The sequence below is a fragment of the Actinomadura sp. GC306 genome (assembly GCF_004348665.1).
Classification (GTDB): domain Bacteria; phylum Actinomycetota; class Actinomycetes; order Streptosporangiales; family Streptosporangiaceae; genus Spirillospora.
The window spans coordinates 1-15,360 of the sequence record NZ_SMKM01000158.1 but is presented as its reverse complement, the minus strand read 5'-3'; the positions used below and the strand labels follow the sequence as shown (position 1 = coordinate 15,360).

The 15,360-nt window shown below is 72.3% G+C and carries 15 protein-coding genes; 11 read left to right on the top strand and 4 right to left on the bottom strand.

The window, feature by feature from the left end; all coding sequences use genetic code 11:
* Nucleotides 1-206 precede the first annotated feature (206 nt).
* Nucleotides 207-1,298 carry a 4-hydroxyphenylpyruvate dioxygenase gene (gene hppD / locus E1200_RS21100; protein ID WP_207933467.1) on the bottom strand — a complete coding sequence of 364 codons (1,092 nt, stop codon included), beginning with the start codon at nucleotides 1,296-1,298 and terminating at the stop codon, nucleotides 207-209.
* A 128-nt stretch (nucleotides 1,299-1,426) separates the two neighbouring features.
* Between hppD and E1200_RS21095 the strand changes: the two genes are divergently transcribed.
* Nucleotides 1,427-1,987: an Lrp/AsnC family transcriptional regulator gene (locus tag E1200_RS21095; RefSeq protein WP_131953782.1), complete on the top strand. Its 561-nt coding sequence runs from the start codon at nucleotides 1,427-1,429 to the stop codon at nucleotides 1,985-1,987.
* Nucleotides 1,988-2,054: 67 nt separating this feature from the next.
* On the opposite strand, the gene greA is transcribed toward E1200_RS21095, so the two are convergent.
* A complete protein-coding gene (gene greA, locus E1200_RS21090) occupies nucleotides 2,055-2,555 on the bottom strand; it encodes a transcription elongation factor GreA (protein ID WP_131953781.1) in 501 nt (166 codons plus the stop codon).
* A gap of 202 nt (nucleotides 2,556-2,757) precedes the next feature.
* Nucleotides 2,758-3,144: a DUF4307 domain-containing protein gene (locus E1200_RS21085; protein ID WP_131953780.1), complete on the bottom strand. Its 387-nt coding sequence runs from the start codon at nucleotides 3,142-3,144 to the stop codon at nucleotides 2,758-2,760.
* Nucleotides 3,145-3,319: 175 nt separating this feature from the next.
* Here E1200_RS21085 and mca point away from each other — a divergent pair, with 175 nt between their 5' ends.
* The 3 genes from mca to E1200_RS21070 are packed head-to-tail and all read left to right on the top strand — an operon-like array spanning nucleotide 3,320 to nucleotide 5,325.
* Nucleotides 3,320-4,183: a mycothiol conjugate amidase Mca gene (gene mca, locus E1200_RS21080; protein WP_131953784.1), complete on the top strand. Its 864-nt coding sequence runs from the start codon at nucleotides 3,320-3,322 to the stop codon at nucleotides 4,181-4,183.
* Nucleotides 4,183-4,446: a hypothetical protein gene (locus E1200_RS21075; RefSeq protein ID WP_131953779.1), complete on the top strand. Its 264-nt coding sequence runs from the start codon at nucleotides 4,183-4,185 to the stop codon at nucleotides 4,444-4,446. The genes mca and E1200_RS21075 overlap by 1 nt, the downstream gene beginning before the upstream one ends.
* Nucleotides 4,447-4,494: 48 nt before the next feature.
* Nucleotides 4,495-5,325 (top strand): tetratricopeptide repeat protein, encoded by an 831-nt coding sequence (locus E1200_RS21070; protein ID WP_131953778.1) that lies wholly within the window; start codon nucleotides 4,495-4,497, stop codon nucleotides 5,323-5,325.
* Between the two features lie 6 nt (nucleotides 5,326-5,331).
* Here E1200_RS21070 and E1200_RS21065 read toward each other — a convergent pair whose 3' ends face one another.
* Nucleotides 5,332-5,811, bottom strand: a complete 480-nt coding sequence (locus tag E1200_RS21065) for a pyridoxamine 5'-phosphate oxidase family protein (protein WP_243708729.1) — start codon at nucleotides 5,809-5,811, stop codon at nucleotides 5,332-5,334.
* A gap of 85 nt (nucleotides 5,812-5,896) precedes the next feature.
* On the opposite strand from E1200_RS21065, the gene E1200_RS21060 reads away from it, so the two are divergent.
* The 7 genes from E1200_RS21060 to E1200_RS21030 all read left to right on the top strand — a co-directional run bounded on the left by E1200_RS21060 (nucleotide 5,897) and on the right by E1200_RS21030 (nucleotide 14,817).
* A complete protein-coding gene (locus tag E1200_RS21060; protein WP_131953776.1) occupies nucleotides 5,897-6,865 on the top strand; it encodes a ribonuclease Z in 969 nt (322 codons plus the stop codon).
* Entirely contained in the window at nucleotides 6,858-8,216 is a 1,359-nt protein-coding gene (locus E1200_RS21055) for an NAD(P)/FAD-dependent oxidoreductase (protein ID WP_131953775.1), read from the top strand. Before E1200_RS21060 ends, E1200_RS21055 begins: the two co-directional genes overlap by 8 nt.
* A 64-nt stretch (nucleotides 8,217-8,280) precedes the next feature.
* Nucleotides 8,281-10,266 (top strand): thioredoxin domain-containing protein, encoded by a 1,986-nt coding sequence (locus tag E1200_RS21050; RefSeq protein ID WP_131953774.1) that lies wholly within the window; start codon nucleotides 8,281-8,283, stop codon nucleotides 10,264-10,266.
* Between the two features lie 206 nt (nucleotides 10,267-10,472).
* The gene (locus tag E1200_RS21045; protein ID WP_131953773.1) at nucleotides 10,473-11,648 is read left to right on the top strand and encodes a C40 family peptidase; all 1,176 of its coding nucleotides are present in this window, start codon (nucleotides 10,473-10,475) and stop codon (nucleotides 11,646-11,648) included.
* Between the two features lie 110 nt (nucleotides 11,649-11,758).
* Nucleotides 11,759-12,280, top strand: a complete 522-nt coding sequence (locus tag E1200_RS21040) for a hypothetical protein (protein WP_131953772.1) — start codon at nucleotides 11,759-11,761, stop codon at nucleotides 12,278-12,280.
* A 293-nt stretch (nucleotides 12,281-12,573) separates the two neighbouring features.
* Nucleotides 12,574-13,356 (top strand): isoprenyl transferase, encoded by a 783-nt coding sequence (locus E1200_RS21035; protein ID WP_243708731.1) that lies wholly within the window; start codon nucleotides 12,574-12,576, stop codon nucleotides 13,354-13,356.
* Nucleotides 13,357-13,449: 93 nt separating this feature from the next.
* Nucleotides 13,450-14,817 carry a PhoH family protein gene (locus tag E1200_RS21030; protein ID WP_131953770.1) on the top strand — a complete coding sequence of 456 codons (1,368 nt, stop codon included), beginning with the start codon at nucleotides 13,450-13,452 and terminating at the stop codon, nucleotides 14,815-14,817.
* The last annotated feature ends 543 nt before the right edge of the window (nucleotides 14,818-15,360 follow it).

Sequence of the window (15,360 nt, the reverse complement as noted above, 5' to 3'; positions counted from 1 at the left end):
GTAGACGCCCTGGTAGGGCGGCGGCCGCCCGGTGGTGGGCTCGCGGTCGCCGTCCGCGGCCGCCGGATCGGGCTTGGGGTCGGGAGGGAGTTCGCTCATGAGGGACAAGTGTGCCGGTAACCGGACAGGCCGGCACCGGCGGCCGGGCCCGGTGCCGGCCTGTCCGGTGCCTAGGCCCGTGTCACATGCCCGTGTCACAGGCCGTGTCAGAGGTTGCCGCGGCGCTCCTGCTCCCGCTCGATCGCCTCGAACAGCGCCTTGAAGTTGCCCTTGCCGAAGCCGAGCGAGCCGTGCCGCTCGATGAGCTCGAAGAACACCGTCGGGCGGTCCTGGACGGGCTTGGTGAAGATCTGCAGCAGGTAGCCGTCCTCGTCCCGGTCGACGAGGATCCGGCGCTTCTGCAGCTCCTCGATCGGGACCCGCACCTCGCCGATGCGCCTGCGCAGCTCCGGGTCCTCGTAGTACGAGTCGGGGCTCTCCAGGAACTCCACCCCGGCGGCGCGCATCCGGTCGACGGACGCCAGGATGTCGTTGGTGGCGAGCGCGATGTGCTGGACGCCCGGCCCGCCGTAGAACTCCAGGTACTCGTCGATCTGCGACTTGCGCCGGCCCTCCGCGGGCTCGTTCAGCGGGAACTTGACCTTGCGGCTCCCGTCCGCGACGACCTTGGACATCAGCGCGGAGTACTCGGTGGCGATGTCGTCGCCGATGAACTCGGCCATGTCGGTGAAGCCCATGACCCGGTGGTAGAAGCCGGCCCACTCCTCCATGCGCTCGACATTGCCGACGCAGTGGTCGATCGCCTGGAAGAAGCGCTTCTCCGCCGGCTCGACGATCGGGTCGGCGGGCACGAACCCCGGCAGGTACGGGCCGCTGTAGTTGGAGCGGTCGACGAGCGAGTGGCGGGTCTCGCCGTAGGTGGCGATCGCCGCGATCGTCACCTTGCCGTAGTCGTCCTCCAGGACGTGCGGTTCGGCCACGCCCGTCGCGCCGTTCGCGAGCGCGTGCCGGTAGGCGGCGTCGACGTCCGGGACCTCGATCGCGAGGTCCACCACGCCGTCGCCGTGCGCGGCGATGTGCCGGCCGATCTCCGTGCCCGCGCGCACCGGGCCGCGGAACACGAACCGGGCACCGCCCGACTCCAGCACGTGCACCGCCTCGTCGGGGCTGCCGTTCTCCGGGCCCCGGTAGGCGACCCTGCGCATGCCGAACGCGGTGGAGTAGTAGTGCGCCGCCTGCTTGGCGTTGCCGACGGCGAAGACGACGGCGTCCATGCCCTTGACCGGAAACTCATCCATGCCACCCAATGTCGACATGCACCTACAAGGTGCGCAAGAGTGGCTTCAAACACTGGACAATTTGTACAGTAGAAGCGGCGAAAGGCGTGGCTCTCTGTACAGGATGACCACGAGGCTCGGAGGGTGCCGTGGCGATCGACGAACTGGACGGCCGGCTGATCGAGCTGTTCACCGCCGAACCCCGCGTCGGCGTCCTGGAGGCGTCCCGGCGGCTCGGGGTGGCGCGCGGCACCGTCCAGGCCCGGCTCGACCGGCTGAGCCGGGACGGTGTCATCGCGGGCTTCGGCCCCGAGATCGACCCCGCGGCGCTCGGCTACGGGGTGACGGCGTTCGTGACGCTGCAGCTGCGGCAGAGCCGGGGGCGCGGGCAGAGCGGGCACGATCCGGTCGCCAGGCGGCTGGCGGAGGTGCCCGAGGTGATCGAGGCCCACACCATCACCGGCCCGGGGGACATGCTCTGCCGGGTCGTCGCGCACAGCAACACCGACCTGCAGCGGGTCATCGACGTCCTCGTGGACGTGGCGGGCGTGGAGCGCGCGTCCTCGGTGATCTCGCTGGCCACCCAGGTCGCGCACCGCACGCTCCCGCTGGTCCGGGCGTCGGCCCGCCGGGCGGGCCGCACGGCCGGGCGGCGGCCGGGGGAGGGCGGCGCAGACGGAGCGAAGCCCGGGGATCGCTCCCCGGGCTGATCGGAAGCGGGGTACCCGGCAGCACCCCGTTCCGCGGACCTGCGCCGTCCTCCGCGGACGAGCGGGGCTAGTCGGCCCCGTAGGGGGTGGCGTCGAGGATCTCGACCGTCATGCTCCGGCCGTTCGGCAGCGAGTAGGTGGCCTTGTCGCCGACCTTCTTGCCGTTGATGGCCGCGCCGAGCGGCGACTTGGGGGAGTAGACGTCGATGGGGGCGCCGACCTCCTCGCGGGACGCGAGCAGGAACGTGACCTCTTCGTCGTCGCCCTCGAAGGAGACCGTGACGGTCATGCCGGGGCCGACGACGCCCTCGGTGCGCGGCGCTTCACCGACGCGCGCGTTCTCCAGGATGCCCTGGAGCTGGAGGATGCGGCCCTCGATCTTGCCCTGTTCCTCTTTGGCCGCGTGGTAGCCGCCGTTCTCGCGCAGGTCCCCTTCCTCCCGCGCCGCCTCGATCTTCTGAGCGATCTCGATGCGGCCCGGGCCCGACAGGTGCTCCAGCTCAGCCTTGAGCCGGTCGTACGCCTCCTGGGTCAGCCAGGTGACGTTGTCAGCGCGGGTCTCGGTCACGGGTACTCCTCATCCACATGTGGTGAACCTGGCCCGCGCGCTGCGGGCCGACGTCACATCGACATGAAGTGGCGGCCGGGTGAAACCTCTAGCCTATCCGGTGTGTGCGGTTAAAGGTTCCCTGAACTCGGCGTCTGCAATCCGCCAATCCTCTTTCGCTCCGCACCCGGCCGGCGGCGCCGGGCGAGGCGGTACCGGGAGGTCAGGCGGGACGGCAGCCGTGGATCCGGGCACCGGTCGCGCGCTGCGGCGTCTGCAGCGTCTCGGTCCCCTTCACGCTGGACGTCCCGGCCGGCACGACGACCTCTTTCTCCGCCAGGATCGCGAATTCCTTGTCGAAGGCGTCGACGGTGCAGTGCACCACGTCGTCCTCGCCCTTGGCCACCGAGTAGTTGATCACCACCGAGGTGTCGGTGATGTCGTAGGTGACCGTTTGTGACACGATTCCGGGCGTCTGACCGGCGTACATGGAGATGACCCCGAAACCGCCCGCGGCCAGGGCGACGACGACGCCGATGACCACCAGCCCGAGCCGGCCCTTCTTCCGGGGCTCGGCGGGGACCGTCGGCTTCGACACGCTCGTCGTCATGGCGGGGAATCTCCGTGCGGTGTGCGGACGTTGTCAGGGACAATTCTCGTCTGTCAGCGCGCGTGCCTCGAACCGGGGGCGCCCGAAGGTGCGATTAGGGAGAACCCAGGTGTCCGAGGTCATCGACGGTGCGGCGCCCGGCCGGCCCCGCGGCGGCGGCGAAGCACTGCGGCTCATGGCGGTGCACGCCCACCCCGACGACGAGTCCAGCAAGGGCGCGGCGACGATGGCCAGGTACGTCGCGGAGGGCGTCGAGGTCCTCGTCGTCACCTGCACCGGCGGAGAGCGCGGCGACATCCTGAACCCCGCGATGGACCGTCCCGAGGTCAAGGCCGACATCGGCAAGGTCCGCGAGGCCGAGATGGCGCGGGCGCGCGAGATCCTCGGCGTCCGGCAGAGCTGGCTCGGCTTCGTCGACTCCGGCTTCCCCGAGGGCGACCCCCCGCCGCCGCTCCCGGAGGGCTGCTTCGCGCTGGAACCGCTGGAGTCCGCCACCGAACCGCTGGTGCGCGCCGTCCGCGAGTTCCGCCCGCACGTCATGCTCACCTACGACGAGCGCGGCGGCTACCCGCACCCCGACCACGTGAAGTGCCACGAGGTGTCGGTGGAGGCGTTCGAGGCGGCGGGCGACCCCGAGCGCTACCCGGGCACCGGCGACCCCTGGCAGCCGCTCAAGCTCTACTACCACATGACCTTCAACAAGGAGCGCATCCTCGCCCTGCACACCGCGATGCAGAAGGCCGGCCTGGAGTCGCCCTACGACGACTGGATCAAGCGCTTCGACGAGGAGAGCGAGCGGCGCGCCAAGTGGGACGTGACCACCCGCGTCCCCTGCGCCGACCACTTCGAGACCCGGGACCGCGCCCTCCTCGCCCACGCCACCCAGATCGACCCCAACGGCTTCTGGTTCGTCGTCCCGCTGGACGTCCAGCGCGAGGCATGGCCCACCGAGGACTACCATCTGGCCAGGTCCCTCATCGACACCGAGCTGCCGGAGGACGACCTGTTCGCCGGCGTCCGGGAGAAGGTGTGTCTGTAGTGCTCTCTTTCACCGCGGTGCAGGTCGGTGCGTTCCCCCTGAACGACGACACCGTCACCCCGGGCTTCCTGGGGTTCGGCGTCGTCGTCGCCCTCGGCATCGCGACCGTCTTCCTCATCCGCTCCATGAACAAGCGGATGCGCAACATCCAGGCGCCGAGCGAGGCGGAGCTGATCCAGCGCCAGTGGGAGCGCGCCGAGGCGGAGAAGGCGGCCAAGGCCGCGACGCCCGACCCGGAGGCGCCCCCGGCCGGCGGCGCCTGACACGCCCCGGCTCGGTTGGATTCGGCCGAGTCCGGGGAAGACCCCGTCGTGCGCGCGAACATCGAGGACTCCTACGGGGAGCTCGACCCGGCGGCGGCCCGGCTGCTGCGGCTGCTCGGCCTCCATCCGGGCGACGGCCTGGACGGCGGCGCGGCCGCCGCGCTGGCCGGCGTCCCCGAGCCGCGCGCCCGTGAGCTGCTGGACGTCCTCGCCGCCCGCGGCCTCGTCACCGAGCAGGACGGCCGCTTCACCCTCCCCGGCCCCGTCCGCGCGTTCGCGCTGGAGCGGGCCCACCGGGAGGACGCCGAAGCCGACCGGGACGCCGCGCTCCGCCGCGTCCTCGACCACCATCTCGCCGCCGGCGAGGGCGAACTCGGCGGCGAAGGCCCGGCGCTCCTGGAACGGGAGCGCTGGACGGAGGCCGCCGACGTCCTGGAGGAGAGGCTGCGCCTCGCCGAACGCGAAGGCGACCGCCACGAGATCCTGCTCGCCCGGCACGACCTCGCCCGCGCGCTGGTCCGCGCGGGCGGCACCGCCCGCGCGATCGAGCTGCTCGGCCCGCTGCCCGACGAGTTCGCCGCGCTCTCCGTCCCCGACCAGGCCGCCCGCGCCGCCGCCCTGGAGGACCTCGGCGAGGCGTACCTGCGGTCGGGCCGCCCCGTCGCGGCGACCAACTTCTTCGGCCAGGCTCTGGAGATCCACCGCAGGGAGAACGCCGTGGAACGCCAGGGCGACGTCTTCGTCCGCATCGCCGCCGCCGCCCGCGACCGCGGCGACGGGCCGGCCGAGAACGCGGCCCTGGACGCGGCCGCCGCGCTCTACGAGTCGGTGCTCAGCCCGAAGGCCGCCGAACTCGCGGAACGGCGCTCCACCCGCTGACCGGGGTCACGCCTTGCGGTGGTCCCAGCTGACGACGCGGTCGGGCTCCATCACGATGAGGACGCGCTTGGAGATCGCCTGCTCGATGCCCTCGGCGACGACGGGGTCGATCGGGGCGCCCATCTCCGGGACGGGCAGGCCGGCCATCCGGGAGCCGACGACCATGCCGACCTTGCTCCGGGGCTCCGGGTCCTCGATGACGAGGCCGCGGCCGTAGAGGGCGACGCCGCGCAGCTCGTTGTACTCCACGCCGTCCTCGACCAGGCACGTCATCGTGGGGTTGCGGCGCAGGTTCAGCACCTTCTGCGACTTCTGGTACGTGGTGAAGGCGATCTTGCCGTCGAGCAGCGCGTAGAACATCGTCACCAGGTGCGGCTCGCCGTCCTTCCCGACCGTGGCGACCTGGACCTTGTAGTTCGCGGCGAGGAAGGACGCGACCTCGTCCGGGGTCATCTTGATCTTCTCGCGCTTGCTGCTCCCGGCCACCGGGGCCTCCCTAACGCTTGCTCGCCAACGACGCGCACAGAATAACCAGCAGCTTTCCGGGCACCGTACCCGGCACCATGGGGCCATGTCGGTTCGCGAACTGATCGTCCTCGGCTCCGCCAGCGCGGTGCCCACCAAGGCCCGCAACCACAACGGCTACCTGCTGCGCTGGGACGGCCACGGCGTCCTCTTCGACCCGGGGGAGGGGACGCAGCGGCAGATGACCCGCGCGGGGGTCGCGGCGAACGACGTCACCTGGATCTGCGTGACCCACTTCCACGGCGACCACTGCCTCGGCGTCCCCGGCGTCGTGCAGCGCATCGCCCGCGACGGCGTCGAGCACCCGGTGGACGCGGCGTTCCCCGCGAGCGGCCGGGAGTACTGGGCGCGGCTGCGGCACGCGGCCGCCTTCCGCGACACCGGCGTCATCCGCGAACGGCCCGTCTCCGGCGAGCAGGCGACGCTCGACACGGGCGACGCCCCGTTCACCCTCCTCGCGCGCCGCCTCTCCCACCCCGTCGAGGCGTACGGCTACCGGCTGGAGGAGCCCGCCGGCCGGACGATGCTGCCCGCCGAGCTCGCCGCGCGGGGTGTGCGGGGCCCGCTGGTCCGCCGGCTGCAGGAAGAGGGACGGGTCACCGCCCCCGGCGGCCGGACGGTCACGCTGGAGGAGTGCAGCGTCGACCGCCCCGGCCAGAAGGTCGCGTTCGTCATGGACACCCGGCTCTGCGACGGCGTGCGCGAACTGGCGGCCGGGGTGGACATGCTCGTCATCGAGTCGACCTTCCTGCACGAGGACGCCGCCCTCGCGACCGAGTACGGCCACCTCACCGCGGCCCAGGCGGCGGCGGCCGCCGCGGAGGGCGGCGTCCGGCACCTGGTCCTGACGCACTTCTCCGAGCGGTACCGCGCCGACGACGAGCACCGGTTCCTGGACGAGGCGGCCGCCGTGTTCGATGGCGAGATCACCCTCGTTCACGACCTAGATCGCATTCCGCTGCCGCCGCGCCGCCTAACCGGCCGCGAACGTGGGCAGGAGTCACTGCATGGCTGACGAAGTCGATGTCGTGGTGATCGGTACGGGTCCGGGTGGCGAGGACGCGGCGGGGAGGCTGGCCGAGGCGGGGCTGTCCGTCGCCGCGGTGGAGTCGCGGCTGGTCGGCGGGGAGTGCCCGTACTACGCCTGCGTCCCCACGAAGATGATGGTGCGCGCCGCCGGGCTCCTCGCCGAGGGCGGCCGCGTCCCGGGGATGGCGGGGGAGTCCTCGATCCGCCCGGACTGGGCGCCGGTCGCGGCCCGGATCCGCGACGAGGCGACCGACGCCTGGGACGACAAGGTCGCCGCCGACCGGCTCACCGGCAAGGGCGCCGAGCTCGTCCGCGGCGAGGGCCGCATCACCGGCCCCGGCGAGGTGACGGTGAACGGCCGCGTGCTCCGCGCCCGCCGCGGGATCGTCCTCAACACCGGCACGAGCCCCACCGCCCCGCCCATCGACGGCCTCGCCGGCACCCCGTACTGGACGAACCGCGAGGCCGTCCAGGCCACCTGGGCGCCGGAGTCGCTGATCGTCCTCGGCGGCGGCGTCGTGGGCGTCGAGATGGCGCAGGTGTTCTCCCGCTTCGACTGCCGCGTCACCGTGGTCGAGGCCGGCGACCGCCTCCTCGCGAACGAGGAGCCCGAGTCCGGCGAGCTGCTCCGCGAGGTCTTCGAGCGCGAGGGCATCGGTGTCCGCACCGGGGTGCAGGCCACGTCCGTCGCGCACGAGAAGGGCGAGTTCACCGTGGACCTCGGCGGCGAGACCATCGCCGCCGAGCGCCTCCTGGTGGCCACCGGCCGCCGCCCCAACCTCAAGGGCCTCGGCCTGGCGAACGTCGGCCTGGACGAGGACGCCCGCCGGATCGAGGTCGACGGCCACATGCGCGCCGCCGAGGGCGTCTGGGCGATCGGCGACATCACGGGCCTGGGGCAGTTCACCCACGTCTCCATGTACCAGGCGGCCATCGCCGTCCGCGACATCCTCGGCGAGGAGGGCTCGCCCGCGAACTACCGGGCCGTCCCCCGCGTCACCTTCACCGACCCCGAGATCGCGTCCGTCGGCCTCACCGAGGCCCAGGCCCGCGAGCAGAACCTCCCGATCCGCACCGGCATGGCCCGGCTCCCCGACACGGCCCGGGGCTTCATCCACAAGGTCGGCAACGAAGGCTTCATCAAGCTCATCGAGAACACGGAGTGGGGCACGCTCGTCGGCGCCACCGCCGTGGGCCCGGCGGGCGGCGAGATCCTCGGCGCCCTGGCCGTGGCCGTCCACGTGGAGACCCCCACCGCCACCCTCCGCGACATGATGTACGCCTACCCCACCTTCCACCGGGCGCTGGAACCAGCTCTCCACGACCTCACCTCCTAACGCCCCGCCCCGGCGTTCCCGGCGGCGGCGTGAGGTGAGGGCCGAATCGGGCAGGATCGGTGTCATGAACCGGCTCAAGGACGCGACAAGCCCGTATCTGCTGCAGCACGCCGGCAACCCGGTGGACTGGTGGGAGTGGTGTGACGAGGCGTTCGCCGAAGCGCGCCGGAGAGATGTCCCTGTTCTCCTTTCTGTCGGATATGCCGCTTGCCACTGGTGTCACGTGATGGCGCACGAGTCGTTTGAGGACGACGACGTGGCGCGGGTCATGAACGAACTGTTCGTGAACGTGAAGGTCGACCGGGAGGAACGGCCGGACGTCGATGCCGTCTACATGGAGGCCACCCAGGCCATGACGGGCCAGGGCGGGTGGCCGATGACGGTGTTCATGACTCCGGAGGGGCATCCGTTCTACTGCGGGACGTACTTCCCGCGCGCCCAGTTCCGGGCGCTGCTGCAGGCCGTCCACAAGGCGTGGACGGAGCAGCGCGATGTCGTCGTCGAGCAGGGGCAGCAGGTCGTCGCGGCGCTCACGTCGCGGGGGCCGGGGCTCGCGGGGGCGGAGGCGCCCGGCGAGGAGATGCTCGCGCACGCGGTGCAGGTGCTCGCCGGTTCCTATGACGCGGCGCGCGGCGGGTTCGGCGGCGCGCCCAAGTTCCCGCCGTCGATGGTGCTGGAGTTCCTGCTGCGCCACCAGGCGCGGACGGGCGACGAGCAGGCGCTCGCGATGGCGGGCCACACCATGGAGGCGATGGCCCGGGGCGGGATCTACGACCAGCTCGGCGGCGGGTTCGCCCGGTACTCGGTGGACGCGGGGTGGGTCGTCCCGCACTTCGAGAAGATGCTCTACGACAACGCGCTGCTCGCGCGGGTGTACGCGCACTGGTGGCGGACGACCGGCTCGCCGTTCGCGCGGCGCGTCGCGCTGGAGACGTGCGACTGGATGCTCCGCGACCTGCGGACGAACGAGGGCGGCCTGGCGTCGGCGCTGGACGCCGACAGCGAGGGCGTCGAGGGCAAGTACTACGTGTGGACGCCGGAGCAGCTCCGCGAGGTGCTCGGCGCGGAGGACGCGGCGTTCGCCGAGCGACTGTTCGAGGTCACGGGGACGTTCGAGCACGGGACGTCCGTGCTCCAGCTCCTGCGCGACCCCGGCGACACCGAGCGATACGAGCGGGTGCGGACCGCCCTGCTGTCGGCGCGCGCGCAGCGGGTGCCGCCGGCGCGGGACGACAAGGTCGTCGCGGCCTGGAACGGGCTCGCGATCGCCGCCCTGGCCGAGTGCGGTGCGCTGTTCGACCGGCCGGACCTCGTCCGCGCGGCGGAGGAGGTGGCGCGGCTCCTGGTCGGCGTGCACCTGCGCGACGGGCGGCTCACGCGGACGTCCAAGGACGGGGCGGCGGGCGCGAACGCGGGCGTCCTGGAGGACTACGCCGACGTGGCCGAGGGCCTGCTCGCCCTGCACGGCGTCACCGGTGACCCGGTCCACATGCGGGTGGCGGGCGAGCTGCTGAACACCGTCCTCGACCGGTTCGGGGACGGCGAGGGCGGCTTCTACGACACCGCCGACGACGCGGAGCGCCTGTTCCGGCGGCCGCAGGATCCGACCGACAACGCGACGCCGTCCGGGCAGTTCGCGGCGGCGGGGGCGCTGCTGTCGTTCGCCGCGCTGACCGCGTCGGACCGGCACCGGCAGGCCGCCGAGGCGGCGCTCGGCCCGGCGGCGGCGCTCGCGGGCAAGCACGCGCGGTTCGCCGGCTGGGGGCTGGCCGTGGCGGAGGCGCGGGCGGCGGGCCCGGTGGAGGTCGCGGTGATCGGCGCCCCGGACGACGAGCGCACCCGGTCGCTGCACCGGACGGCGCTGATGGCGGGCGCCCCGGGCGCGGTGGTGAGCGTCGGCCCGCCGGACGCGGCGGGCGTGCCGCTGCTGGAGGGGCGCGGGCTGGTGGACGGGGTGCCCGCGGCGTACGTGTGCCGGGGGTTCGTGTGCCGCCGGCCCGTGACGTCCACGGCCGAGCTGGCCCGTGAGCTGCGCGGTCAATTGGACTGAAAGTCTACTTTTGTGGCACTGTGACGTTGATCTCGCCGCCACTTGGTGTTACCACTGAGTAGCAGGGGTGAAGCTGACCCATCGGGGCGACGCGGCCGAGGGTGGCGGGGGGTCCGCCGGGTATCTGGACGGTGACCCGCCATCTGAGCCATAGTCGTTTCCCGGGCCGGGTCTTGGCGCGGGGCGACCGTCGAGGGAGTGTGGCAGTGGGAAAGCCGAACCGCCGGATACTACCGACGATCATCGGCTTCTCGGTCGTCACCACGCTGGCCGCCAACATCACGGTCCTGGTGGTGCGCGGCGGCGACGCACCGGCCGACTCGGCGCGCGGTGAGCAGCGGGCCCGCTACGTGGCCGCCTCGGGGAGCATGAGCGTGTCGCCCGCGGCGGTGGCGCCGCTCGGCAAGCGGCTCACCCCGCACGTCCTGGTCGCCGCGCCGTCCACGCTCCCCGCCGGGCTGGTGGAGAAGGTCCGCGGCGCCAAGGGCGTGAAGGGCGTCGAGGTCGTGGACGCCGTCAAGGGCATGGTGTCCGGCAAGCAGGTCGGGCTGATGGGCGTCGACCCGTCCACGTTCCGCAAGTACACGCCGAAGCCCACCGCCAAGTCGGACGCGCTGTGGCGCAACGTGGCGTCCGGCGACGTCGCGATCTCGTTCACGATGGGCAACGACGGCGGCGTCGAGCTCGGCAGCCGGATCCCCGTCGGCGGCAAGCAGGAGCAGTCGCGGCTGCGCGTCGGCGCGTACGCGACGATGGGCATCAGCGACGTCGACGCGGTCGTCTCCCGGGACACGGCGCGCCGGCTCGGCATGCCGTCCGGCAACGCGATGCTGATCAGCGTCCCGAAGACCGAGCCGAAGACGTTCATCAAGAAGCTCCGCAAGGCGCTGCCGAAGGGCGCCAAGGCGGTGGCGGTGAATCCGGAAATCGACTTCCCGCAGGCGGGCGAGATCCCCGACGCCAACGGGCAGGTCATGACCGCCAAGCAGGTCCGGACGGTGATCCAGGCGGCCTACACCCGGCTCGGCTGGCCGTACGTGTGGGGCGGCGAGTCCGAGGCGGAGGGCGGCTACGACTGCTCCGGCCTCATGCAGTACGCCTTCGCCAAGGCAGGGATCCACCTCCCGCGCGTGGCCGCCGACCAGGCCCGGACGGGTTGGGTGATCCCCTACAGCAAGGCCGAGCCGGGCGACATGCTGATCTGGGCCAACGACCCGACCGCGCCGGGCTACATCTCCCACATCGCCCTCTACCTGGGCAAGGGCAAGATGATCGCCGCGCCGCGCAGGGGCACCGTGGTGCAGGTCCAGAACGTCTACACCAAGAACATGCGCGGCGCCGTCCGCGTCAGCCCCAAGCTGCTCGGCTCCCAGCGGCGGTAACACGCGCCCTCCTTCCCTCTTCGCCCTTCCGCGGACGCTCTGCGGTTCTGGGAATCCTCGCTTCACGCAAAGGCTGGCCGCGCGCCCCGGTGCCCTGTAATTTTGATTACATGCATACGAGTGAAGCGGCGGAGCAGTTGCGGGGCTGGTTCTCCGGACGGCTCCCCGAGACGTGGTTCACGGGGCCGCCCGACGTCGTGCTCGACCGCGAGGAGGTCAGCGTCGTCGGCCACCTGCCCGTCCCCCCGGCCGCGGCGCAGGCGTCCGAGGCGGAGCGCGCCGGCGTCCTCGCCGGACACATCCGGCGCTTCCGCGAGGACACCCGGGAGCGCCGCATCGCCATCGCCCGCGAGGCCGAGCAGCGCTACGGCTACAAGGTCTCGTGGGGCGTCGAGTGCGGCGGCGAGCAGGAGATGTTCACGACGCTGTCGGTGCCGGTCATGACGCGGCTCCGGCAGCCCGAGCGCCGCGTCCTGGACACCCTCGTGGACGCCGGGGTCGCCCGCAGCCGCAGCGACGCGCTCGCCTGGTGCGTGCGGCTCGTCGGCAAGAACACCGACGAGTGGCTCTCGGAGTTGCGCACCGCGCTCCAGCACGTCGAACGCGCCCGCGCCGCGGGCCCGCGCGCCTGACCCGCCGCGCCGCCCCGCACCTCCGTCCCGCGACTCGCGAACCGGAGCGAACGGCCGCTTTCCGCCGCTGCGCCGCGCCGACCTGGCACGCCACAACCGGTCACCGGGGCATGAACCGGACCGGATTGAACCTCGGGCCATAATTGAGCGTCTTTCCAGCAGGAAGAGTCGCTCGAAAGGAAGCCCACATGGCGGTTCGGCGTACGGGGAGGCCGCGGGGCGCTCAGTCGCGCGGCGCGCGGAGGGACGGCGTGCGCCGCCGCCCCGCCGAAGGCGGGCGGCTGCTGTCCGCACTGCGCCGCACCGGCCCGTACGCGGCCGTCCGCGACGCCGTCTACCGGCTGTACGAGCGGCGCGTCGAGGCGGAGCTGCCCAGCGAGGTCACGCCCCGGCACGTCGGGGTGATCCTCGACGGGAACCGCCGCTGGGCCCGGACGATGGGCCTGGCCGACGTCAACTCCGGGCACCAGCGCGGCGCCGCCAAGATCTCCGAGCTGCTGCAGTGGAGCACCGAGGCCGGGGTCGAGGTCGTCACGCTCTGGCTGCTGTCCACCGACAACCTGAACCGCCCGGCCGCCGAACTCGACCCGCTCCTGGAGATCATCGAGAACACCGTCACCAAGCTCGCCGCCGACGGCTGGCACGTCAAGCCCGTCGGCGCCCTCGACCTGCTGCCCGATAAGACGGCTCGTGTCCTTAAAGATGCGGGTGAGGCCACATCAGGAGTACCCGGGCTGATTGTGAACGTCGCCGTTGGGTATGGAGGTAGGCGTGAGATCGCTGATGCGGTGCGCTCACTGCTCATCGAGCAGGCGAGCCGGGGCACCAGCATCGAGGAACTCGCCGAGTCCCTCGACGTGGAGCACATCGCGGAGCATCTCTACACGCGCGGCCAGCCGGATCCGGACCTGGTCATCCGCACCTCGGGGGAGCAGCGTCTCTCCGGCTTCATGCTCTGGCAGAGCGCCCACTCGGAGTTCCACTTCTGCGAGGTCCACTGGCCGGACTTCCGCAAGGTGGACTTCCTCCGGGCCATGCGCTCCTACGCCGCGCGGCACCGGCGCTACGGCACCTGACGGCCGGCCTTCCGATCCTTCCGGTCTGTCCTCGACCACCGGCCCCAGGCCGCCTGCGCGTCACCGGTACGTCCCCATGAACAGGGAGATCGAGTGGCCACAACCTCCGCGCGCCGTCCTGGTACGTCCGGGAACACCACCGGGACCCACGTCCCGGACCGGCGCACGTACGTCCTCGACACCAGCGTCCTGCTCGCCGACCCGGGGGCGATGACCCGGTTCGCCGAGCACGAGGTCGTACTCCCCATCGTCGTCATCTCCGAGCTGGAGGGGAAGCGTCACCACCCCGAGCTCGGCTACTTCGCCCGGCAGGCGCTGCGCACGCTCGACGACCTCCGGCTGCGGCACGGCCGGCTGGACGAGCCCGTGGCGGTCGAGGGGCCGCTCGGCGACCAGGGTGGAACGCTCCGGGTGGAGCTGAACCACTCCGACCCGAGCGTCCTCCCGGACGGGTTCCGCCTCGGCGACAACGACACCAGGATCCTGTCGGTGGCGGCGTGGCTGGCCCACGAGGGCCGCGACGTCGTCCTGGTCTCCAAGGACCTGCCGATGCGGGTGAAGGCGTCCGCCGTCGGCCTGGCCGCCGAGGAGTACCGGGCGGAGCTCGCGGTCGTGGAGTCCGGCTGGACCGGGATGCGGGAGCTGGAGGTGCCCGCGAGCCTCGTGGAGGAGATGTTCGAGACGGGCAGCGCGGACATGGCCGAGGCGCGGGACCTGCCGTGCCACACCGGCCTGCGGCTGCTGTCGGAGAAGGGCTCGGCGCTCGGCCGCACGCAGCCCGACAAGTCGGTGAAGCTGGTGCGCGGCGACCGCGAGGTGTTCGGGCTGCGCGGCCGGTCCGCCGAGCAGCGCATCGCGCTCGACCTGCTGATGGACGAGGACGTCGGCATCGTCTCGCTCGGCGGGCGGGCCGGCACCGGCAAGTCGGCGCTCGCCCTGTGCGCGGGCCTGGAGGCCGTGATGGAGCGGCGGCGGCACCGCAAGGTCGTGGTGTTCCGCCCCCTGTACGCGGTCGGCGGGCAGGAGCTCGGCTACCTGCCGGGCACCGAGAACGAGAAGATGTCGCCGTGGGGCCAGGCCGTCTACGACACGCTGTCGGCCGTCACGACCCCGGAGGTCATCGACGAGGTCGTCGACCGGGACATGCTGGAGGTCCTGCCGCTCACCCACATCCGCGGGCGCTCGCTGCACGACGCGTTCGTGATCGTGGACGAGGCGCAGTCGCTGGAGCGCGGCGTCCTGCTGACCGTCCTGTCGCGGATCGGCGCGGGCTCGCGGGTCGTGCTGACCCATGACGTGGCGCAGCGCGACAACCTGCGGGTCGGCCGGCACGACGGCGTCGCGGCGGTGGTGGAGCGGCTGAAGGGCCATCCGCTGTTCGCGCACGTGACGCTGACGCGGTCGGAGCGGTCGCCGATCGCCGCCCTGGTCACCGACATGCTCGGCGACGTCGGCGCCTGAGGGGCCCGGAACCCCCGGTGGCCGCCGGCCACCGGGGGTTCGCCATGCCCGGAGAAGGGCTTCCGATTCTCCACACACGGTGATCGATAAACACCGCAATGTGATCACGTGATGAAGGTCACACGATGGCGGCCGGGGGTGCGGATCCCCTGGTCCACTCGGAGTTTCGGCAACGTTTTGGTCAAGTTGACAAGAGCCCCACCCGCAGCATTTGTCTCGTTTCGGTTGCGAAGCCTCCCTCGGCCTCGGGCATTGTGGCTCCCGGTAAGCACCCCCGAGCGGTGCCGGCCGTGGCGCGGCCCCCAGTGAACGCGCGGCGGACACGGCGCGGCCCGGATCCGGAGCCGCCCGACCGCGGCCGGCCGGACCGGGGGTGGAAACAGTTCGCGCGCGTGCCCATGTGCGTGCGACCGTCGGAAGGACCGCCTTGTACGGAGACCGTCCCGGGTCCCCTAGGCGAGACGAACGACAGAGCTTTGCCCCCCACGAGCCGCGGCCGGCCGGCGCGCACGACGCGTTCGTCCCCGCCGCCCAGCCCCCGGC

Coding starts and splice junctions, on each gene's coding strand:
- mca (WP_131953784.1), top strand. CDS start 3,320: ATGGCGGTGCACGCCCACCCCGACGACGAGTCCAGCAAGGGCGCGGCG.
- E1200_RS21050 (WP_131953774.1), top strand. CDS start 8,281: ATGAACCGGCTCAAGGACGCGACAAGCCCGTATCTGCTGCAGCACGCC.
- E1200_RS21060 (WP_131953776.1), top strand. CDS start 5,897: ATGTCGGTTCGCGAACTGATCGTCCTCGGCTCCGCCAGCGCGGTGCCC.
- E1200_RS21055 (WP_131953775.1), top strand. CDS start 6,858: ATGGCTGACGAAGTCGATGTCGTGGTGATCGGTACGGGTCCGGGTGGC.
- E1200_RS21040 (WP_131953772.1), top strand. CDS start 11,759: ATGCATACGAGTGAAGCGGCGGAGCAGTTGCGGGGCTGGTTCTCCGGA.
- E1200_RS21085 (WP_131953780.1), bottom strand. CDS start 3,144: ATGACGACGAGCGTGTCGAAGCCGACGGTCCCCGCCGAGCCCCGGAAG.
- hppD (WP_207933467.1), bottom strand. CDS start 1,298: ATGGATGAGTTTCCGGTCAAGGGCATGGACGCCGTCGTCTTCGCCGTC.